The organism is Breznakia sp. PFB1-19 (assembly GCF_029893935.1).
In the GTDB taxonomy this organism is placed as follows: domain Bacteria; phylum Bacillota_I; class Bacilli_A; order Erysipelotrichales; family Erysipelotrichaceae; genus Breznakia; species Breznakia blatticola.
This window is the reverse complement of sequence record NZ_JARXXJ010000006.1, coordinates 1-21,434: the sequence shown is the minus strand read 5'-3', so window position 1 is coordinate 21,434 and position 21,434 is coordinate 1. Positions and strand designations below refer to the sequence as shown.

The following is a 21,434-nucleotide window of genomic DNA, read 5'->3' as shown; positions in this document are numbered from 1 at the left end:
TATGGAATTATATGAGATTAAACAACACTTGGACAATGACAGTGATAAGTTAAAACAACTTATCGACTCTCTTTGACCTAGCTAGTAAGAAAAAACAAATTGAGGAACTTGAACAAGCGCAAAATGAACCAAATTTCTGGGATGACCACAAAAAGGCGCAAGCCAATGTGGCATCCTTGAATGTGTTAAAAGCATATGTGGATGGAAGTCATCATCTAGAAGTTGCCTATACAAATCTATTTGATATCTATGAGATGTTAAAAGTAGAAGAAGATCATGAACTTCACGAAATGTTTGAAATGGAATATGAAAGCTTTGAAGAACAACTCGAAGCTTTTGAAATCCAAGTGCTATTATCAAGTGAATATGACCAAAGCAATTGCATTCTTGAATTGCATCCTGGTGCAGGTGGTACCGAATCTTGCGATTGGGCAGAAATGCTCTATCGGATGTATACAAAGTATGCAACAAGCAAAGGCTTTAAACTGGAAGTCTTGGATTATCTTCCAGGAGATGTGGCAGGCTTAAAAAGTGTCACAGTCCGTATTGAAGGTCCAATGGCTTACGGATATTTAAAAAGTGAAAAAGGAGTACACCGACTGGTGCGTATTTCTCCTTTTGATTCAGGAGGACGTAGACATACTTCATTTGCAAGTGTCGATATCATTCCTGAATTCAACGACAAAGTTGAAATTGTCTTAGAAGATAAAGATTTGGAAATTGAAACGATGCGTTCAAGTGGAGCAGGTGGACAACACGTCAATAAGACGGATTCCGCTGTGCGTATTACCCATATTCCTACTGGAATTAGTGTGAAAAACCAAAATGGACGTAGCCAACATGACAACAAAGAACAAGCATTGCTGATTTTGAAAAGTAAACTCTATCAAAAAGAAGTAGAAGCACAAATGCAAAAAATGGCAGAAATTAAAGGAGAAAGCAAATTGATCGAATGGGGAAGCCAAATTCGTTCCTATGTTTTTCAACCGTATAAACTTGTGAAAGATAACCGCACAAACTATGAAACAACAGATGTGCAAGGAGTCATGGATGGAAAACTTGATGACTTTGTCTTTGCATATTTAAAATCATTAGTGAAGTAGGAGAATTATGAGTAAAAAAGAGATAGTAAATGATGTAGGCATGATGCTACTGGGAAATGTATTGTTGGCAATTGGAGTTGCTTTCTTTATTGTACCTAACGATATATTATCTGGTGGAGTTGCAGGGATTGCAGTTGCTATAGCACCAATTGTGCCAATCAATGTAACTGACATCATTACCATTCTCACAATATCCTTATTCTTGATTGGTGGAGCATTTCTTGGACGCAACTTTATGATTAAGTCGGCGTTTTCAAGTATTTTATATCCTGTACTCGTTCATGTCTTTGGATTGATTGCAGCAAAATATACCATTACGACTGATCCGATATTAGCTTCTATTTATGCAGGAGTATTTGTTGGTGGTGGTCTTGGGTTTGTTTTTCGAACTGGAGCCTCAACGGGAGGGATGGATATTCCTCCACTGATTATTCATAAATATACCAACATCCCTGTATCAAGACTCGTTTTGATTACAGATGCATTAACGGTATTGTTAGGGATGTCAATTCACGGTATTGAACCAGCACTGATTGGATTGATTTCCGTGTATGTAAGTAGTCTCATGGTTGAAAAAACGATGTTACTTGGTATGGCAGAAGCACAAAATGTGATGATTGTTTCTGATTATACAGATACTATCATTGAGCAAATCTATGAGCAATTGGATCGTGGTGCAACAATTGTGAATGCAAAAGGTGCATATACACGAGAAGATCGCTATATGATTATGGTTGTTATTTTGAAAAAGCAATTGCCATTACTAACAAGAATTATTGAACATGTAGATCCATCTGCATTTATGATTGTTAATAACGTAAATGAAGTACATGGAGAAGGATTTACGTATAACGGATAAGTGTTACAAATTCGAAAATGTAACACAAATATGATAAAGTGATAAAATAAAGGAAACATACATTCCTTCATACATAGGATAGATAGGAGAGTAACAATGATCGATTTTGTGGGCGTATCAAAAACGTATCCGAACGGGGTACATGCGATAAAAAATATGACCCTTCATATTTCTGAAGGTGAGTTTGTATACTTGATTGGACCAACTGGTTCAGGAAAATCTACATTTATTAAACTCATCGATGGAGAAGAAGTTCCTGATGAAGGAACCGTAACTGTAGTAAATACAAATGTAGGAAAGCTAAAATTTAAGAAAGTTCCGTATTACCGTCGTAATATTGGAGTTGTCTTTCAAGATTTCCGTTTATTACCGAATTTAACCATATTTGAAAATATCGCTTTTGCGATGGAAGCAATCGGTGAAAATAAACACGAAATTCGTAAACGGGTTCGTGAAGTATTACAACTTGTAGATTTAGAAGACAAGGCACGTTGTTTCCCGCGTGAATTAAGTGGTGGGCAGCAACAAAGAGCAACGATTGGTCGTGCTATTGCCAATCGTCCCAAAGTGTTGGTTGCTGATGAGCCAACCGGAAACCTTGACCCTGAAAAATCAAGTGAAATTATGCGTTTACTAGAACGTATCAATGAAGAAGAAAAAACGACAATTGTAATGGTTACACATGACCAACAATTGGTAGATTCTTTTAAAAAGCGTACGATCGCACTTGAGGAAGGATATATTGTTGCAGATATGATGAAGGGTGGTTACATCAACCATGAGTAAGTTTTTTCGCTCCATCCCATTCTTTCTTAAAAGTGCATTCAATTCTTTGCGTCGTAATATACCAAGTACAATTTCAAGTGCACTTGCAGTTACGGTAACCTTGATTTTGATTTCTATTTTTCTATGTTCAGCATTGAACTTGGATCACTTTATTTCTCAAGTAGAAGGTGCAGTACAAGTACAAGTACGTGTTGAACGCGATACACCAAAAGCTAGAGAAGATGAAATCAAAGCAGAACTAGAACGTATTCCAAATGTGAAAAGTGTTACGTATTCATCAAGTGATCAAGAATTTGATAAACTGATTGAAAACACGGAACAGGGTGGAGAACAATACGAAAGTTTACGCGAAGACAAACCATTCTTACCTGCATTCTATTTGGATGTAAAAGAAGGTGAAGCACTAGCAAATGTGCGTGATGCAGCTGTAAAAATTGAAAATGTATATGATGCAAACTATGGTGGAGAATCAACCTTAGGTATGGTGAATGTTTTTAACCAAGTACGCCTTGGTGGAGCCATCTTTGTTGGTGTGCTTTGTGTACTTGCGATTTTCCTAATCTCAAATACGATCAAAGTAGCGATTCAAAACCGCCGTAATGAAATTGCAATTATGCGTAATGTAGGAGCAAGCCACTGGTTTATTAAAATCCCATTTATCTTTGAAGGAATGATGATTGGTGCCATTGGTTCCATTATTCCAATCATTGTAAGTATGGTTGGATATCACGTGCTTTATGATTACTTTAATGGACGAATCTTAACTGATGTCTTCCGCTTATATAAGCCAATGCCATTTATTGGAAACATTGCACTGATTTTGCTGTTAGCAGGAATTGTTGTTGGAGCAATCGGTAGTTTACTATCTGTAAACAAACACTTAAAATGGAAACGATAGTAGCGTGTAATATGCTACTATTTTTTTGTGAACCATTCATTCATATTTTTTTACATTTATGATGTAAAAGTTTGGTTTGTTATGTGAAGTTTGCTATAATTGTTTAGTAGAAGAATTTCGGAAAAGAGGGAAAAGGATAATGATTAGAGCTATCAAATCAATACCTTATAATATAAAAAAAGCATGTAAAAGCATTGTAAGAAACCTGGGAGCATCTGTTTCCAGTATTTTTGCGGTTACAGTTACACTAATTTTAATCATGTTATTTGCAGTTGCTGCATTTAACGTTTCAAGTTTTACCACAAATATCGAAACACATATTCAAGTGCTAGCACGTGTGGATACGATTGTGGAAGATAGTCAAATTCCAGAATTGGAAGCAAAATTAAAGTCTATTGATCATGTCACAAATGTGCGTTATTCAAGTGCTAGCGAGCAGTTGGATTTATTAATCAATGATGAAAAAAGTAAAGGAAAATACAACAGTTTTAAAAATAGTAATCCTTTGCCAGCTGCATTTTATGTAGATGCAGATGAAGGGAAAAACGTCCCAGCAATTAAGAAAAAGATCTTAGAAATGGATGGCATCATGGATGCAAACTATGGTGGAGATAGTGTAAATGCAATGATTAAAGGATTTAATAGTATTCGTATTTATGGTGGAATTTTTATTGCGGCACTTAGTTTTCTAGCGATGTTCTTAATTTCAAACACGATTAAAATTAATATCCATAACCGACGTGAAGAAATCGCAATTATGCGTAATGTAGGAGCAAGTAACGGTTTTATTAAAGCACCATTCTTGTTTGAAGGAATCTTTATCGGGATACTAGGTTCCATCATTCCAATCTTGTTGACGATATTTGGATATGGGTATGTATATGATATGCTTGGTGGACATATGTTAACTTCGATGTTTACATTATTAGCTCCACTACCATTTGTGGTATACTTGAGTGGGATTTTACTAGCCATCGGTATTTTCGTTGGATTTATCGGTAGTTTGCTAGCAATCAATAAAAACTTAAAATGGAAGCGATAGTTCATAGGAGGTCATCAATGAATTTAGCGAAAGGAATAAAACGAATTACTGCAAGTGTACTTGTAGTAGCAATGTTGGTTGGGTTCAACATTCAAAATCCAAACGTACAAAGAAAAAGTGAGTTTGAAGGAAATGAAGGATACTGGACAGAGTTATGTACCCAGTATACGACAGATCAAAATACAATTGCGAAATGTAATGAATACCGCAATTACTTGCAAGGAAAAATAAATGCTGGAACACAGCAAAAAAATAACGCGCAAAGTGAAATCAATGCAATTCAAGGAAACATTGACGAACTTGGAGCATACTACGCAAAAGCAAAAGAAGATGTAGCAAATAAAGAAGGCGAAATTGCAATGCAAGAAGCTGCAATTCAAAGTATTGCAGATGAGATTGCAAAAGCAGATGTCGCAATTGCCTTACATGAAGAAAAAGTACAAGCAAGAAAAGAAAAAATCTTGGAACGTTTACTTGATGTTCAAGTCTCTATCAATGCAAATGAATATGTTGACTTCATTATGGGTGCAGAAGACTTAGTTGATTTCATTCAACGTAGTGAAAGTATTGGTACTATCAATGATGCGGACCGTAAATTGATGGATGAACTTAAAGAAGAAGTAAAACAACTTGAAGCAGCAAAAACGGAAAAAGTTCGAGTTAAAGAAACACACGAATTAGAAAAACAAAACTTAGAAGTACAACGTGTACAACTTGCACAAGAAAAAGAAAAAGCAGAGCTAGCATATAATGAGATTCTTACAAAACAAGAACAATTGCGTGCACAAATTGCATCTGCGGATTCTATGGTGGATTCTATGACCGGATTGATGCCAACAATGGCAGCACCACCAAATGCAGGAAGTGGATCACTAAACTGGAACCGTGATTGGTATTCTGGTTGGTATACAACAGGATTAAACCCATTTGTAGCGCAATACATTGGACAATGTACATGGTATGCATATGGACGTGCAAATGAAGTAAATAACGGTAGTTACATGGGACTTCCAACAGGAAATGCACAAGATTGGTATGGTTCTGCTGCTGCACGTGGATATAGTGTAGGAAGCGAACCAAGAACAAACGCAATTGCGGTTTGGGGACATGGATACTATGGTCATGTCGCATTCGTTGAAAGTTATGGTGGTGGAATGATTACCATCTCTGAAGCAAATGTAAATGCTCCAGGGGGTGGACTTCCAACATGGACAAGTTTAGATGTAGCAATTCAATATACACTAACAAGTCAAATGAGTTATGCTGCATTATGCGCACAACGTGGAACACCAATTGGATTTATCTATCTATAAGGCACAGTGTGCCTTATTTTTTTCGTAAACATGAACATGGTATAATACATAAGAAGAGGTAAGTAGAGTATGAGAATGCATAGTTTTTTTGAAGCATATCTTGATGATGAAGATTTGTTGCATATATATCGAAAGAAAGAAAGTATCACTGAGATTCCAGTGAGTTTTTATATGGAAGACACCGATCATCATTTTTTAGATCTCATGGTTGAAAGCCAAAAAGAAATTGATGACTATATTTGTTATACGTGTAAACTAAGTAAGCCAATCACTTATGGAATTCAATATGATGTGGTTCACGAATTAGGAAGACGAACACCACTTGAATTTGCCATGGTTGTAAAAACGGATCGTTTTGAACAACGCTTTTATTATGATGGAGATGACTTAGGTGTTAGTTATGATAAAAATGGAACGATGTTTAAAGTTTGGGCACCTACTGCTTACCGTGTAGATTTAGAAATACTCAATGGAGAACGTATCATCTACCCGATGTTTCGTGATGAACATGGAGTGTATTCACGTAAAGTATATGAAGATGTATTACATCAACGCTATCATTATCTAGTTAGTGTGAATGGCCATATCTTTGCGACAATTGACCCCTATGGAAAAGCAGTTGATGCAAATGCACATTATAGTATTGTTGTAAATCCACAAAAACCACAGTGTATACAACCAACTACACCAATCGAATCGGAAGTTGATGCCGTTGTTTATGAGTTAAGCGTCCGTGATGCAAGTGAAGCTGGAACCTTTCAAGCACTGGGAATGTCCAATCACTCGAAAACAGGAATTGATTACTTTGCATCATTAGGAATTACACATGTGCAATTACTTCCAATCTTTGATTTTTTTGGTGTTGATGATAGTCGTCCAAAGAAATTCTACAATTGGGGCTATGATGTAAATCACTGGTTTAGTTTGTCAAATGCATATGGAAGTAATCCTTTTAACCCCGAACAAAGTATTTATGAATGCCAAATGATGATCCAAGAGTTTCATAAAAAAGATATGCGTGTGAATATCGATGTTGTCTATAATCACTTATATGAGATAGAGAGTTCAAGTTTATATAAAACTGTGCCGTATTACTATTTCCAAATTACCGATGATTATACATATACAAATGCATCCATGTGTGGAAATGATATCGATTCATCACGCTTGATGTGTAGAAAGATGATTGTTGCTAGCAGTCAATATCTGATTGATTATTTTGATATTGATGGTTTACGTTTTGATTTGATGGGAATTCTTGATGTGGATACTTTGAATGAAATAAGTGAAAAGGCAAAAGCAAAAAAAGCGGACTTTATGATATATGGAGAAGGTTGGAATATGCCTTCAGGTTTACAAGAAGATAAGCGTGCAGCGATTATCAATAATGAGAAAATGGAGCATGTTGCACATTTTTCAGATGTGTTTCGTCAAGCAGTTAAAGGAGATCCAAGCAATACCTATTATGATAAAGGGTATGCATTAGGTAATGTAGCACGTATGTTTCAAACGATGAATGTGCTTGGTGCAAGTGTAGGTGATTTTGGGTATCATAAAATCTTTAGTTCACCAACACATGCACTAAACTATGTGGTTTGTCATGATGGGTATACATCATTTGATTACATTAATTTAGCTTGCGCAGATGAGCCAAATGAAACCAAACGTAAGAAACATAAGATGATGCTTGCATTTGTTTTACTTGCGCAAGGAATTCCATTTTTACATGCTGGACAAGAATTCTTACGCACGAAAAAAGGGGTTCGTAATTCATACAATAGTGGTGATGATATCAATCGATTGGATTATACATTAATCGCAAAAAATGCTGATGTTGTAACCTATACAAAAGATTTAATTTCCTTACGAAAGAGTTACCCAGTATTTCGTAAACGAGAAGTTGAAGATATCTATGATCATGTGATTTATGATCATGTGGATGAGAAAATGTTGGTGTATAAAGTAAGTGATGAAGCTCATGAACTTCATGTGTATTTTAATCCAACGGGAGAAACATTTCATGTGCAGCCATTAGAAAGTCAAACCATTATCTTCAGTGATGGAATTGTACAAGATCATTATGTGGATCAATTTGATGTATATCCATATGGAGTACTAATCACAAAAGTGAGATAACATGTCTAAAATGGCATGTTTTTCTTTATATTGATGCGAACATGTCATAATGATGTCTTAGTCATATATTTTTATGATATAATTTTGCCATTGAGAAAAGATATTATGAAATTTGATACATTTTTAGCAAACGAACAAACACAACCATATTATCAGAAACTAATGGAATTTTTGGATGAACAGATGCAAAGTAAAACCATCTATCCACCAAAAGAACAATGGTTTCATGCGTTTGAATTACTTAAAGATACACAAGTGAAGGTTGTTATTTTAGGACAGGACCCTTACCATGGACAAAACGAAGCAATGGGTCTTGCTTTTTCTGTGGAAATGGGGGTAAAAATACCACCAAGTCTACAGAATATTTTTAAAGAGTTAAAAGCAGATATGGGATATGAAATTCCTTTGTTTGGAGACTTATCCAGCTGGGCAAAGCAAGGTGTTTTATTATTAAATACGGTATTAACTGTAGAAAAAGATAAAGCCAATTCACATAAAGGAAAAGGTTGGGAAATCTTTACAGATCGTGTATTGATGGAGCTTGATAAACAAGATACACCGATTGTCTTTATCTTATGGGGAAAACAAGCGATTGAAAAGAAAGCGTTGTTGCATAATCCAAATCATCTTATTTTGGAAAGTGTACACCCATCTCCATTAAGTGCATATCGTGGGTTCTTTGGTAGTAAACCATTCTCACAAACCAATGCATTTTTAAAGGAACATAATGAAACAGAAATTGATTGGAGATTATAAATGATGAAATTTACAAACTCAAAACAAGTCATCGATAAAATAGAAGTAAAAAAACGCAATGGATTACAATTGTTGTCGTTAAAAGCGTTTATGGAAGAAGTAGGAAATCCACACCTTCAACTTAAATGTATTCATGTTGCTGGGACGAATGGAAAAGGTAGTACCGTTAATGCGATGAATCACGTATTGATGGAAGCAGGTTATAAAGTAGGAACGTTCACATCACCGTATTTGGAAAGTCATCATGATCGAATTCGCATCAATGATACGTTTATTAGTGATCAAGCAATCGTTGATTATGCAAATACATACTATGAAAAATGGGTGGAGCACGATTTAAGCATGTTTGAAATCGATATGTTTATTGCGGCTCAATATTTTGTGGACCAAAAAGTTGATTTAGCTATTTTTGAAGTAGGAATGGGTGGAGACCGTGATGCAACCAATATCATTTTTCCAATGATTAGTGTGATTACAAATATCGGTTTGGACCATATGGAATTCTTAGGCAAGACCTATGTCGAAATAGCTGAGAAAAAAGCAGGTATTATCAAAGCACATACACCACTTGTGACTATGGAACGTAGACAAGAATGCTTAGATGTTTTCGCGAACGTATGCAAACAAGTCGACAGTCCAATGATCGTATGTGATGATCCACGTGATGTATATGTGGATGATATGCTTCACTTTACGTATCGTGATATGCACTTTGACCAACAAACATTGGCAAAATACCAAGCAAAAAACTCAAGTTTGGCAATAGAAGCATTATTGCAATTGCGACAACGTGAATTAGTTACATTTAGTGATCAAGACTTGCACCAAGGAATACGAAATGCAATTTGGAAAGGACGATTCGAAGAAATTCAAAAACATCCTCGAGTTATTATTGATGGTGCACATAATGTTGAAGGCATGCGTGCTCTTGTTGACTCGTGTCGTGAGTATGATAATATTAGAGTATTGTTTAGTGCTTTAGCTGATAAACCATATGGGGAGATGATCGATTTATTAATGGAAATAAGCGATGATATCACTGTGTGTGAATTTGATTTCCCACGTGCTGCAACAGCTGAAACAATTGCAGCAGGAAAGAATGTCAAAATCATCAAAGACTATCGTAAAGCCATCAACGAACTGATGGATGAGTCGCATATCTTACTTGTATGCGGGTCTTTGTATTTTATTGCAGAAGTACGAGACATGTTTTTAAAGAAAGGAGAGTCTACTCTTTCTTAAGTTTTAGAATGTACGCGGGAAGAAAAACCTTCTAGCGGAATTTACGCCTGTGGAGTGTACGCACGCCGAAACAGGAATTCTATTACTCATTTGAGTAGCAAACAAATTATGTTTTCAGGTTTTTCAGGTGGCGATTTACTCGTCCAAGTTATTTGTTTGTTGGTGCTTATTGGGTTATGTTTATTTGTATTTAAAAAATATCCCCTTCAAGTTACCATTCAGAATATTGTGTTCGCCGCAATGTTTGTCTTATTAGCATCCGTTATGAATGCTTTGTCGGTGATGATCCCCTTCTTTGGGGTACCAAGTGTAAAACTATCCTTTGTGATACTTGTCTTAATTGTCGCAGGTAGTAGTTTATCACCATCATGGGCATACTTGGTTGGACTTGTTTTTGACCTTGTTGGTTTATTAATTGTCCCAACCGATCAACCGTTTTTAGGGTTTACCCTTAGTCACGTCTTGGTTACTTTACTACCATCATTATGGTATGTAAAAAGCCAGTCGATGGAACCAAAACTCGCATTTCGTATTATATATACGGTGTTAATATGCTTGGGTGTTGGTGCTGCAGTATATATTTTCCAAATGGATGAAATCCAAGTTGGACAAGATGTTGTGGCAATTACTACGGTGATGAAATTGTCGATTGTCTTATTTATTAGTGTAGCGATTGTTGTCTTATTTGTGGTATTGCGATATATGCAAAAAAATCAAAAAGAAGATACAGCTGCAGCATTTGCCAAATGGATGATGATTGCAATTGTAGGTGAAGTATTATATTCGATTATTCTTACACCTTTATGGTTAGATGTGATGTATCACATACCATGGTTTGTGTCGATGTTTATTCGAGTTGTAAAAGCTTGTGTAATGATACCGATTGATATTGTCGTTGGATTCAGTTTGGTAAAACTTGTCCACAAAGTATCTTTTGCAAGTAAACAAAAATAGTGGAAATGAAGTAATTGCTGAAAATTGGTAATTACTTTTTTTATGTCCGGAAATAGCGAGTATCTATGTATATTGGTGGTATACTTGCAGTAAGGAGGTAGCAAGATGAAAGAAAACTTAGATTATTTATATCAAGCATTTCAAGCAAAAGATATTCGCTTTGATGGAAAATACTTTATGAGTGTTGCCTCGACTGGAATCTATTGTCGACCGGTGTGTAGTGCAAAGATGCCAAAAAAACAAAATTGCACCTTCTGTAAAAGTGCAGCAGAAGCAGAACTACATGGGTATCGTCCTTGTTTAATTTGTCGACCAGAACTTGCACCAGGAAGTGCTAAAATAGATCATACAAAACAAATATTGAAACAAGCATTACAACTTATCGATGATGGGTATGTAGAAGAACATAGTATGTCTGAATTAGCTCAAACACTGAAAGTTAGTGATCGACACTTGCGAAGAATATTTCAAGAAGAGTTGCATATTTCACCAAAGAATTACATAGATACGGCACGTTTGTTATTAGCGAAAAACTTATTAACTGATACTTCCTTGCGTATTGTTGATGTTGCATATGCTGCTGGGTTTAAAAGTTTACGCAGGTTCAATGATACATTTAAAGTGCAATATCGTATGAGTCCAAGTCACTTTCGCAAAGGTTGTCAAAAGGTGAAGGATGATACGATTACCGTAAAACTAGGATATAAAAAACCATTTCGATATGATGCGTTATTAGCTTTTCTGGCAAATCGACTCATACCAGGTGTTGAGAAAATCGAAAATGACACATATTATCGAGTGCTAACAATCAAACAAAATGATACATACATCTATGGAACCATTATCGTTGAAAATGCTGAAAAGCAGAGTGTCTTAAAACTAACGATATCTGAAAGTCTTATTCAAGTATTACCACAAGTTATTCGTAAAGTACGTCATATGTTTGATTTACATAGTGATCCATATCTTATATATGAACTCTTAGAGTCAGCGAATACGATAATTCCTGATTGCTATAAAATAGGAACACGTATTCCAGGTTCACCAAATGATTTTGAAATGGTGTGCCGTGCAATTATTGGACAATTAGTCAGTGTGAAACAAGCAATCCAAGTGCTAGGTAGATTTAGTGAACAGTTTGGTGAACCTGTAAATTCACATATAGAAGGACTTCAATATGCATTTCCAACACCAGAAAAAGTAGCAAGTATGGATCGTGCATATGATGTACTGTGTCCACTAGGACTGACACGTACCAAAGTAGATGCTCTAAAGGGTGTAGCAAACTTGCTGTGTACAACAAATTTGCAATTGCAAGGTATGACTGACTACAAGAAAACAAAACAGATGGTATGTGCAATACGAGGTATCGGAGCTTGGACGTTCGATTATGTTGCGTTACGTACGTTCATCGATACAGATATTCTTTTAACTTCAGATTATGTAATAAAAAAACGATTCCAGCAATATGCAATTGAAGATCAAAAAGTATTTGATGCATATAAACCATATCGTAGCTATATAACCATTGGCTTGTGGGAACTAGAAAACAAGTAGAATGGAGAAACAACATGATTATACAATCAATATATCGCTCACCAATTGGTGAACTATTAATTGCAGTAAATGATGATGCACTACTTGGTGTATGGATGAAAGATCAAAAGTATTACAAACAAAATATCAACGAAGAAATGAGAAATGATGATCAACATAAAATAATCATGCAAACCAAAAGTTGGTTAGATCGATACTTTTGCAACGAGAAACCACCAATTGATGAATTGCATTTAGCTCCAGTAGGAACGCCATTTCGCAAAGATGTATGGGATATTCTTATGCGTATTCCCTATGGGCAAGTAATTACTTATCAAGATATTGCAAGACAAATCGCAAAAGCTAAAGGCATCAAGCGAATGTCCGCACAAGCAATCGGTGGAGCAGTTGGACACAACCCCATTTCCATCATTATTCCTTGCCATCGTGTAGTTGGAACAAATTGAAGTTTGACTGGATATGCAGGAGGAATCGAAAAGAAGATTGCACTATTGCAACACGAACAAGTAGATATGCAAGATTTATTTGTTCCTAAAGATGTTTAGAAAGGCACTAAAGTGTCTTTTTATTTGCTCGTGGACTTCAATTGACTTTGCTACATGATATGCTAGTATTTATAATGAAAAATAGTTCTATTTATTAAATGATTATTTGTTGCAATAGGGAACTGCAATTGATCAATTATGCGTTATATATAGATGTATCATCGCAAATATAAATAAACTGTGTGTGAAGGAGAGAATTGATGAGAAAAAAATGGGGAATTGCCATGATTTTAATTGTGATCATGGTTGGAGCTTTTATATTTACCAATCAAGCAAGCGCAAGTGAAATGATATATTCACATAAAGAAATCATAGTGGAATATAACACCAAAGCTAAAATTAAGGATGAAGTTACAAGTGCGTTATTAAAAGATGATAAAGTGATTGTAACTTTTAAAGAGGAAGCACAAAAAGATATAGATGCGTATATTTTTACAGTTGAAGTAAAACCGTCAGATAGTACAGATGATGTAGCAAATGAAATAGTCGATGTATATGTCAAAATGGAAGATACACAAGTACCCGTTATTGAAACCAAGGTAGATGAAATTGAGCTTGAAGTAGGGGATACATTTAGTATCGAACAACTGGAAATTTCAGCATATGATGTGGTTGATGGAAAACTAAACTATGACATTATCGAAAACGATGTAAATACTGAAGTTACTGGTGAGTATACGATTGTTATTGAGGCAAGGGATGTAAACCAAAAATCTTCACGTAAACAAATACATGTTCACGTACATGAAAAAGAGATTATAATGCAGCCACAAGCACAAGTACAAAGTATCGCACCTTCAGAACCGTTAGCTAGTCAAAGCCCAAGTATGCCAAGTTTGGATCGTAGTAATTTACATGTTCGTGGTTGGAAGATTGTTGCTGGAAGCAATGTATCTGATGATGTGATTCGCTCATATGTAAATGAACTTGAATCACTTCCTGTCACTTATAATCAATACAATCTTCATACAATACTGATCGATACTAGCAAACCCTATCCATATTTAGGTATGGCATATAGTGATGGCCGTCTATGGTTAAATGGAGCAGCGTACTATGCAACAACTGCTCTACATGAAGCAACTCATGCATATGATTTTTATTCTGCAATTTCCCGCACACCAGAATTTGAAGCAATCTATGTAAGTGAAAAAGGGAAACTACCTGTAAAATATAGTGCAAACATGAATGATAATACATATGAATGGTTAGCAAATGCAGTTGTCTTTTACTATTATGATAAACAAACATTATTATCAAATGCACCACAAACGTATACATATATTGAACAACGTGTACTTATATAATATGCAAAAAAGTCCTATATTAATAATATGATTTTTTTGCATAATGCATGCGCTTCCATATATTTCTTTATATCAAACAAGATATGTGAAAAGTTGTATAAAAGGAGTATAATAGATACGGAAAGTATCGCAAAGAAAGAGGTAAGAGAAAAATGTTAACATGTATGTTAGATAAAATTAACGGGAAAAACATTCGCATTGTTTATCCAGAAGGGACAGATGCTCGTATACTAGAAGCAACTGCTAAACTACAAAAAGATGGAGTGTTATCACCAATCTTATTAGGAAATGAAGAAGAAGTAAAAGCAGCAGCTAATGCTGGAGGATTTGACATTACTGGAATTACAATTATCGATCCAGAAAACTATGAAGGACATGATGAAATGGTTCAAAAACTTGTTGACCTTCGTAAAGGGAAAATGGATAAAGAACAAGCAAGTGCAGCTGTAAAAAAAGGGAACTACTTTGGTACGATGCTAGTTGCTATGGGACTTGCAGATGGACTTGTTGGTGGAGCAACATATTCAACTGCTGATACAGTACGTCCTGCTTTACAAATTATCAAAACAAAACCAGGAGCAAAACTTGTATCAAGTGCATTTATTTTAGCTCGTGGAGATGAAAAATATGTAATGAGTGATTGTGCAATCAACATTGATCCAACAGAAGATCAACTTGTTGAAATCGCAATTGAAACAGCAGCGACTGCTAGAGTGTTTGGTGTTGAACCAGTTATGGGATTATTATCTTATTCAACATTAGGTTCTGGTGCAGGGCCTAGCGTAGATAAAGTACGTAATGCTGCAAACCGTTTAAAACTTATGAACTTAGATTTCCCAGTAGATGGAGAATTGCAATTTGATGCTGCCATCTCACCAGAAGTTGCTAACACAAAAGCAAAAGATTCAACAGTTGCAGGAAAATGTAATACATTTATTTTCCCTTCAATTGAAGCTGGAAATATTGGATACAAGATTGCACAACGTCTTGGTGGATTCCAAGCTGTTGGACCAATTCTTCAAGGTCTTAATGCACCAATCAATGACTTAAGTCGTGGATGTAATGCAGAAGAAATCTATTCTGTATCAGTAATTACTGCAGCACAAAAATAAGATATTTATACAGTCGAGTGGGTTATATATATAACTCACTTTTATTTTGCAACGACTAAATTTTCCACTTTCTTCAACGAAAAAGACAAAGTATAAGTATCGTATAACTATATCGATTAAAACCATAGAGTTTTATTTTTTTATGTTGTATGATTTACCTATAACAATACGAAAAGAGGGGGTTTATTTATTATGAAAGCTAGTAATATGGTAGCAATGATTCTAGCTGGAGGAAGAGGGTCTCGATTGCATGCCTTAACTGATACTGTGGCAAAACCAGCAGTACATTTTGGTGGAAAATATCGAATCATCGACTTTCCACTTAGTAACTGTGCAAACAGTAATATTAATGTCGTTGGAGTATTGACGCAGTATGAGTCAGTACTATTAAATGCATATGCCAGTCAAGGGCAACGATGGGGACTTGATACATTTGACAGTGGTGTCTATGTACTTCCACCACGTGAAAAAGCAGAAGCGGATTTAAATGTTTATGAAGGAACAGCAGATGCGATTACACAAAACATCGATTTCTTAGATCGAAACAATCCAGAGTATGTCTTAATTCTATCTGGGGATCACATCTACAAAATGAACTATGAGATGATGCTGGAAGAGCACGTCAAAAATAGAGCAGATGCAACGATTGCTGTACTTGAAGTACCAATGGAAGAAGCAAGTCGTTTTGGGATTATGAATACAGATAGCGAAGGAAGAATTGTGGAGTTTGAAGAAAAGCCAGAACAACCGAAGAGCAATTTGGCAAGTATGGGGATTTATATTTTCAACTGGAAACAACTTCGTAAGATGTTAATCGATGATGCATCTGATGCAAATTCTGTGCATGACTTTGGAAAGAATATCATTCCAAAAATGTTAGAAGAACACAAACGTTTATATGCATATACGTTTGGTGGATATTGGAAAGATGTAGGTACAATTGATTCACTTTGGGAATCAAATATGGACTTACTATATCACCCAGATAAGATCAATCTAAATGATCCAAACTGGAAAATTTACTCAGAAGATTCAACATCATTACCACACTATATTGGAGAGACGGGAACGGTTGTTCATTCGTACATTAACCAAGGGTGTGAAATTCATGGGTGTGTAGAACGTTCGGTGTTATCACTTGGTTGTGTAATTGGTGAAGGAGCGATTGTTCGTGACTCTGTATTATTACCAGGTGTTATCGTTGAACCTGGTGCGATTTTGGATCGAGTGATTGTCAAGGAAGATGTGATCATTGGTCAAAATGCTGTTGTTGGTAGCAAGGACAGTAAAGAGATTGAATTGATTAGTGAAAATGTGATTGCAAGTAAAGGGGGGAAAGCGTAATGGCTGATGCATTTGGAATTGTTGTATATTCAAACAAAGGATTTGAAATTGAAGGGCTAAGCCAATACCGTTCCATGGGAGCAACGTCATTTCTTGGACGTTACCGTTTGATTGACTTCCCTTTATCAAGCCTAACAAACTCAGGAATTGAAAACATTCAATTATATGTAAATGAAAAACCACGTAGTATTATTGCACATGTTGGGGCTGGACGTCAGTACAACATCAATACCAAACGTGGGGAATTAAAAATATTGTTTGATGAAGATAATCAAGCAAGTCGTATTTACCAAAATGATGTTCACTCATTTAACTACAATAGACAACGTATTGAAGAAATGCCTCAAAAATATGTGGTGATTACTTCAAACTATATGTTATATACTGTTGATTTTAATGATGTTATTAAAGCACATGAGGATTCAGGTGCAGACATTACAATGATGTATAAAAATGTAAACAATGCAGATGAAGCATTTATCAACTGTGATGTGATTGAACTAAATAGACAAAAAGGGGTTAAGAGTATGAATCTTAACCTGGGTGGAAAAGCAAATTGTAATATTTCCATGGATACATATATTATGAATAAAGATATCTTCTTAGCGATGATTGACCAAGCAGTCACTACCTCATCTCTATATTGGATGCGCGATATGGTATTAGATGCAACTGCATACTTAGATATTCGTGGATACCAACACAAAGGATACTTATATGCAATCAATAGCTTTAAAGCATACTTTGATTGCTCAATGGATTTATTAAATATCAATACACGTAATGAATTATTTGATAATGACTTACCCGTTTATACAAAAACTAATGACTCAAGTCCTGCACACTACTTTAATAGTGGAAAAGCCACAGGTTCGCTTGTATCAAATGGATGTTTAATTTCAGGAACAATTGAAAACAGTATTATCTCACGTGGATGTATTGTTGAAGAAGGAGCTGTTGTTAGAAACTCGATTATCTTACCAGGAACAAAAATTGGTAAAGATGTTGTTGTTGAATACGCAGTTGTGGATAAAAATGCTGTCATCAACAAAGTGAAAAAAGTTGAGGGAAGTGCAGATCAACCTGTATACATTAAACGAAGTGATCGGATTTAGGTGTTATTAATGAGTGAGAAAAAAGTATTATTTGTGGCAGCAGAAGCACTGCCATATATTAAAAGTGGTGGACTTGCAGATGTTGTAGGTTCTCTACCAAAAGAATTATTGAAGTTGGGGTTAGATGTTCGTGTTGTTATCCCATTGTATAAAAAAATCGCTGAAAAAAATCATGAAGAATTAGAATTTGTTTGTGAGTATTCAGTAAATATCAATTATGTAGAAGTACCTGTACGTTTATTAACAAGCGTTTATGAAGATGTACGTTACTACTTTGTTGAACACCAAGGGTATTTTGAACGTGAAGGTGCACTTTACGGCTATCAAGATGATGGTGAACGTTTTGCATATTTCCAAAAAGCAGTTCTTGAAATGTGCAATCAACTGGACTATTTTCCAGATGTGATGCACTCGCATGATTGGCATACGGGTATGATTCCAGTTATGTGTAAGGAAAACTTCTTACATGACCCACGTTATTTAAACATTCGTCATGTGTATACGATTCATAATCTTGCATATCAAGGAAATTTCTCCAAAGATATGTTAGATGGATGTTTAGGTTTAAGTATGCATTTATATGACAACGGAAATGTTCGTTTTGATACTGGAATTTCCTTTATGAAAAGTGGAATTGTCTATGCAGATAAGGTGACAACCGTATCACCAACTTATGCGCAAGAGATTCTAACAAGTGAGTATGGTGAACATTTGGAACATGTACTTCAAATGCGTGCTCAAAGCTTACGTGGAATTGTGAATGGAATTGATGTAGATGTTTGGAATCCAAAAACGGATACAACACTTCCACATAACTACAATAAGGTCAATGTTTTCAAAAACAAGAAACTTAATAAACTGGCATTACAAAAAGCACTTGGATTACAAGAAGATCCAGATGTATATTTAGTTGGATTAGTTACACGATTAACTGGTCAAAAAGGATTGAATCTTGTGCAACAAGAAATGGGTGCTTTGATTGCAGCAAATATGCAAATTGTAGTGCTTGGTAGTGGTGATGCAGATATAGAAAATGATTTTCGAGCAGTAGAAGCTGGAAACAAAGGAAAGTTTGTCTTCTATTGTGGATATAATGAAGATCTTGCACATCAAATTTATGCAGCTTGTGATGGATTTTTAATGCCTTCAAAATTTGAACCATGTGGAATTTCACAACTTATCTCCATGCATTATGGAACCTTACCAATTGTTAGAGAAACTGGTGGGTTAAAAGATACAGTCATTCCATATAATCAATACACAAAAGAAGGTACTGGATTTAGCTTTGCCAATTTCAATGGTTGGGAAATGGTTGATGCTGTATATCGCGCGTTGGAATGTTACTATGACAATCCAAAAGATTACAAACAACTTGTACGAAATGCTATGGCAACTGACGTGAGTTGGGAACACAGTGCAAAAGAGTATAAAGAAGTTTATGATGAGTTCGAAGAGTGGAAGTAATTCTGCTCTTTATTATTTTTTTCTTCTACTCTATGTTATTATATTGTATATAGAAAACTGTGGTTTATAAGAGTGAGGGAATAAAATGGCGAACATTAATTATAAAAGTTTAGTATTAGACTTGAAAGAATTACTTGAAAAATATTTGACTATACCGCAAAGAGGAGAATCTAGGAGATATACTGCGTCTAGTATTAAACTTTATCGTCAGGATTATACGATAGTGGTTAACCGCTCAAAAAAGAATCCAAACAAGTGTACATTTCATGCAATGACAGCTGATACAAAAGTAGATTTATTAAGGTTAGATATAGGTGAAACACTTAATCATTACAATTCAGATGGTAAAAGAATTCAAGGAACACATTTACATATTCTTGATAATACTGGAAAAGTATTATCAGACGCAATTGAGTTTAAATTAGATAATGAAAACCTTGTAGACTATTGCTTGACTTTTATAGATGAATTTAACATAACTAATGTAAGTAAGAGTAAGATAATATTTAATGATCAACAAACGCTATTTAGTTAGGAGAGAGATATGGAATTTGATTTGAATAAATTCAAAAATGAATATTTGGAGTATCTTAAACACTCATTGACTGGAAAAACATTGGAAAATTCAACAGAATTAACTTTACCTTTTTTTGATCGATACAATGATGCGTTACAAGTATATTTAGAAGTTAGTGAGAATAATCCAGAGGAATATATCATCAGTGATGATTCTTATGTGATTAGATCTTTATCTGATACCGGTTTGAGTATATCAGAGAAAAGAAAAGAATCAATTAAAGAGATTTGTTCAAAAATGGGTGTAAAGTTAAATGGTAATCAGTTGGAAATAGTATCAAATGAAAAAGATTTAGTTCAAAAAGTGCATGCTTTAGCACAAACTATGTTAAGAGTTGATGATATGTATTTAACTTCGCAAAATAGAGTAACTTCTTACTTTCTTGAAGATATTAAATCCTATTTTGATACGCATGAAATATATTATTCTGATAACATCACTTTTGTTGGAAAAACGGGTTTAACTCATAGTTTTGATTTTCTGTTTCAAAGAAACAAGAATAATGATGAACGCCTATGTAAAGCTATGAATAATACTACAAAGAATAATATGGTGAACACAATATTTGCTTGGAATGATATTTTTACTACTCGTACTAGTAGTAAGTTAATTGTTTTGATAAATGATAATAATAAAGTTGATTATGGAATAATAGAAGGTTTGAAACAATATAACATTGAGACTGTTCTTTGGTCTAATATTGATGAAGATGTTCATTATTTTCAATAATAGTTAAGATGAATCAAACATAGTTGAGTGGAAGTAATTCTGCTCTTTTTCTTTATAAAATACATACGAAAAATACAGGTGCTTTGAGAACTAGCGGGGTTTTAGACAAAAGTTATAAAGTATAGAGGGGTCAATCTTGACCCCTCTATTAGTTTAAAGCCATCAGTTCAATCAATAGACTTCAGTCAAGACTGAGGTCTATTTTTTCGTTCCTTTCTTTTTCTTATTTGTTTTTTTCTTCTTTGTCCTGTATTCACTTAAGGAATAGCGCTCATACTTATTTTGCGAGTACATGATTTTATTGCGAGCTCTCTCAAAGTTTCTAAAACCATTTGCATTATTCAAAATTTTCTTAATATAGTTATTTTTACCTTCAATTACACCGTTCGAGAACCGTCGTCCATCAAACCATACAAATGAATTTAGTATTTCTTCTTTCCATTTTTCCAGAGTATTTGCACATCTATTAAATTCATTTATCTGAGAGTTTCGCATTGCTTCAATTATGTCATCAAGTCTTTCATTATGAAGTTCTGCTTTTGTCTTTTTTGTCTTTTTCAAAGATTCTTCTGTGTCTTTTAAATCATCTTCGGTT

General features: G+C 34.9%; 20 protein-coding genes. 19 read left to right on the top strand and 1 reads right to left on the bottom strand.

Translation table 11 applies throughout. The annotated features are described in order from the left end of the window. Window position 1 precedes the first annotated feature (1 nt). The 19 genes from prfB (at window position 2) to M2098_RS04235 (ending at window position 20,839) form a co-directional block, all read left to right on the top strand. Window positions 2–1,103, top strand: a protein-coding gene (gene prfB / locus M2098_RS04325; protein WP_280681864.1) for a peptide chain release factor 2 whose coding sequence is annotated in 2 segments (ribosomal slippage) — window positions 2–64 and window positions 66–1,103 — 1,101 coding nt in all. Because the reading frame shifts where the segments join, the coding sequence is not laid out codon by codon here. A 7-nt stretch (window positions 1,104–1,110) separates the two neighbouring features. Then, complete coding sequence (locus M2098_RS04320; RefSeq protein WP_280681862.1) at window positions 1,111–1,962, top strand: YitT family protein; 852 nt, start codon at window positions 1,111–1,113, stop codon at window positions 1,960–1,962. 96 nt (window positions 1,963–2,058) lie between these two features. Next, on the top strand, window positions 2,059–2,748 hold the full coding sequence (gene ftsE / locus M2098_RS04315) for a cell division ATP-binding protein FtsE (protein ID WP_280681860.1): 690 nt from the start codon (window positions 2,059–2,061) through the stop codon (window positions 2,746–2,748). Then, window positions 2,741–3,646: a permease-like cell division protein FtsX gene (gene ftsX, locus M2098_RS04310; RefSeq protein ID WP_280681858.1), complete on the top strand. Its 906-nt coding sequence runs from the start codon at window positions 2,741–2,743 to the stop codon at window positions 3,644–3,646. The genes ftsE and ftsX (M2098_RS04310) overlap by 8 nt, the downstream gene beginning before the upstream one ends. Window positions 3,647–3,785: 139 nt before the next feature. Further along, a complete protein-coding gene (ftsX, locus tag M2098_RS04305) occupies window positions 3,786–4,688 on the top strand; it encodes a permease-like cell division protein FtsX (protein WP_280681856.1) in 903 nt (300 codons plus the stop codon). A gap of 17 nt (window positions 4,689–4,705) precedes the next feature. After that, window positions 4,706–6,001, top strand: coding sequence for a CHAP domain-containing protein (locus M2098_RS04300; protein WP_280681854.1), 1,296 nt, complete (start codon window positions 4,706–4,708; stop codon window positions 5,999–6,001). 69 nt (window positions 6,002–6,070) lie between these two features. Then, window positions 6,071–8,137 (top strand): type I pullulanase, encoded by a 2,067-nt coding sequence (pulA, locus tag M2098_RS04295; protein WP_280681852.1) that lies wholly within the window; start codon window positions 6,071–6,073, stop codon window positions 8,135–8,137. A gap of 105 nt (window positions 8,138–8,242) precedes the next feature. Beyond that, entirely contained in the window at window positions 8,243–8,893 is a 651-nt protein-coding gene (locus tag M2098_RS04290) for a uracil-DNA glycosylase (protein WP_280681850.1), read from the top strand. Beyond that, a complete protein-coding gene (locus M2098_RS04285; protein ID WP_280681848.1) occupies window positions 8,894–10,135 on the top strand; it encodes a folylpolyglutamate synthase/dihydrofolate synthase family protein in 1,242 nt (413 codons plus the stop codon). It abuts the gene before it with no gap. A gap of 108 nt (window positions 10,136–10,243) precedes the next feature. Further along, window positions 10,244–11,089: a folate family ECF transporter S component gene (locus M2098_RS04280; RefSeq protein ID WP_280681846.1), complete on the top strand. Its 846-nt coding sequence runs from the start codon at window positions 10,244–10,246 to the stop codon at window positions 11,087–11,089. 105 nt (window positions 11,090–11,194) lie between these two features. Further along, a complete protein-coding gene (locus M2098_RS04275) occupies window positions 11,195–12,646 on the top strand; it encodes an AlkA N-terminal domain-containing protein (RefSeq protein ID WP_280681845.1) in 1,452 nt (483 codons plus the stop codon). A gap of 14 nt (window positions 12,647–12,660) precedes the next feature. Continuing rightward, complete coding sequence (locus M2098_RS04270) at window positions 12,661–13,092, top strand: methylated-DNA--[protein]-cysteine S-methyltransferase (RefSeq protein WP_348521563.1); 432 nt, start codon at window positions 12,661–12,663, stop codon at window positions 13,090–13,092. Window positions 13,093–13,391: 299 nt separating this feature from the next. Further along, window positions 13,392–14,498 (top strand): hypothetical protein, encoded by a 1,107-nt coding sequence (locus tag M2098_RS04265; protein ID WP_280681843.1) that lies wholly within the window; start codon window positions 13,392–13,394, stop codon window positions 14,496–14,498. A 152-nt stretch (window positions 14,499–14,650) separates the two neighbouring features. Beyond that, a complete protein-coding gene (gene pta, locus M2098_RS04260; protein WP_280681841.1) occupies window positions 14,651–15,610 on the top strand; it encodes a phosphate acetyltransferase in 960 nt (319 codons plus the stop codon). A 192-nt stretch (window positions 15,611–15,802) separates the two neighbouring features. Next, entirely contained in the window at window positions 15,803–16,954 is a 1,152-nt protein-coding gene (locus M2098_RS04255) for a glucose-1-phosphate adenylyltransferase (protein WP_280681839.1), read from the top strand. Next, the gene (glgD, locus tag M2098_RS04250) at window positions 16,954–18,069 is read left to right on the top strand and encodes a glucose-1-phosphate adenylyltransferase subunit GlgD (protein WP_280681838.1); all 1,116 of its coding nucleotides are present in this window, start codon (window positions 16,954–16,956) and stop codon (window positions 18,067–18,069) included. Before M2098_RS04255 ends, glgD begins: the two co-directional genes overlap by 1 nt. Window positions 18,070–18,078: 9 nt before the next feature. Next, on the top strand, window positions 18,079–19,533 hold the full coding sequence (glgA, locus tag M2098_RS04245) for a glycogen synthase GlgA (protein WP_280681836.1): 1,455 nt from the start codon (window positions 18,079–18,081) through the stop codon (window positions 19,531–19,533). Window positions 19,534–19,618: 85 nt separating this feature from the next. Then, entirely contained in the window at window positions 19,619–20,068 is a 450-nt protein-coding gene (locus M2098_RS04240) for a hypothetical protein (protein ID WP_280681834.1), read from the top strand. A gap of 9 nt (window positions 20,069–20,077) precedes the next feature. After that, a complete protein-coding gene (locus tag M2098_RS04235) occupies window positions 20,078–20,839 on the top strand; it encodes a DUF1829 domain-containing protein (RefSeq protein ID WP_280681832.1) in 762 nt (253 codons plus the stop codon). A gap of 198 nt (window positions 20,840–21,037) precedes the next feature. Here M2098_RS04235 and M2098_RS04230 read toward each other — a convergent pair. After that, the coding region (locus tag M2098_RS04230; protein WP_280681830.1) for a transposase at window positions 21,038–21,434 on the bottom strand (397 nt) is incomplete at its 5' end.

Bases quoted from the DNA above. Each gene is read 5' to 3' on its own strand.
- pulA (WP_280681852.1), top strand. From the start codon at position 6,071: ATGAGAATGCATAGTTTTTTTGAAGCATATCTTGATGATGAAGATTTG.
- ftsX (WP_280681858.1), top strand. From the start codon at position 2,741: ATGAGTAAGTTTTTTCGCTCCATCCCATTCTTTCTTAAAAGTGCATTC.
- M2098_RS04275 (WP_280681845.1), top strand. From the start codon at position 11,195: ATGAAAGAAAACTTAGATTATTTATATCAAGCATTTCAAGCAAAAGAT.
- M2098_RS04255 (WP_280681839.1), top strand. From the start codon at position 15,803: ATGAAAGCTAGTAATATGGTAGCAATGATTCTAGCTGGAGGAAGAGGG.
- M2098_RS04300 (WP_280681854.1), top strand. From the start codon at position 4,706: ATGAATTTAGCGAAAGGAATAAAACGAATTACTGCAAGTGTACTTGTA.
- pta (WP_280681841.1), top strand. From the start codon at position 14,651: ATGTTAACATGTATGTTAGATAAAATTAACGGGAAAAACATTCGCATT.
- ftsX (WP_280681856.1), top strand. From the start codon at position 3,786: ATGATTAGAGCTATCAAATCAATACCTTATAATATAAAAAAAGCATGT.
- glgA (WP_280681836.1), top strand. From the start codon at position 18,079: ATGAGTGAGAAAAAAGTATTATTTGTGGCAGCAGAAGCACTGCCATAT.
- M2098_RS04235 (WP_280681832.1), top strand. From the start codon at position 20,078: ATGGAATTTGATTTGAATAAATTCAAAAATGAATATTTGGAGTATCTT.
- M2098_RS04270 (WP_348521563.1), top strand. From the start codon at position 12,661: ATGATTATACAATCAATATATCGCTCACCAATTGGTGAACTATTAATT.
- M2098_RS04240 (WP_280681834.1), top strand. From the start codon at position 19,619: ATGGCGAACATTAATTATAAAAGTTTAGTATTAGACTTGAAAGAATTA.
- M2098_RS04265 (WP_280681843.1), top strand. From the start codon at position 13,392: ATGAGAAAAAAATGGGGAATTGCCATGATTTTAATTGTGATCATGGTT.
- ftsE (WP_280681860.1), top strand. From the start codon at position 2,059: ATGATCGATTTTGTGGGCGTATCAAAAACGTATCCGAACGGGGTACAT.
- M2098_RS04320 (WP_280681862.1), top strand. From the start codon at position 1,111: ATGAGTAAAAAAGAGATAGTAAATGATGTAGGCATGATGCTACTGGGA.
- M2098_RS04280 (WP_280681846.1), top strand. From the start codon at position 10,244: ATGTTTTCAGGTTTTTCAGGTGGCGATTTACTCGTCCAAGTTATTTGT.
- M2098_RS04285 (WP_280681848.1), top strand. From the start codon at position 8,894: ATGATGAAATTTACAAACTCAAAACAAGTCATCGATAAAATAGAAGTA.
- glgD (WP_280681838.1), top strand. From the start codon at position 16,954: ATGGCTGATGCATTTGGAATTGTTGTATATTCAAACAAAGGATTTGAA.
- M2098_RS04290 (WP_280681850.1), top strand. From the start codon at position 8,243: ATGAAATTTGATACATTTTTAGCAAACGAACAAACACAACCATATTAT.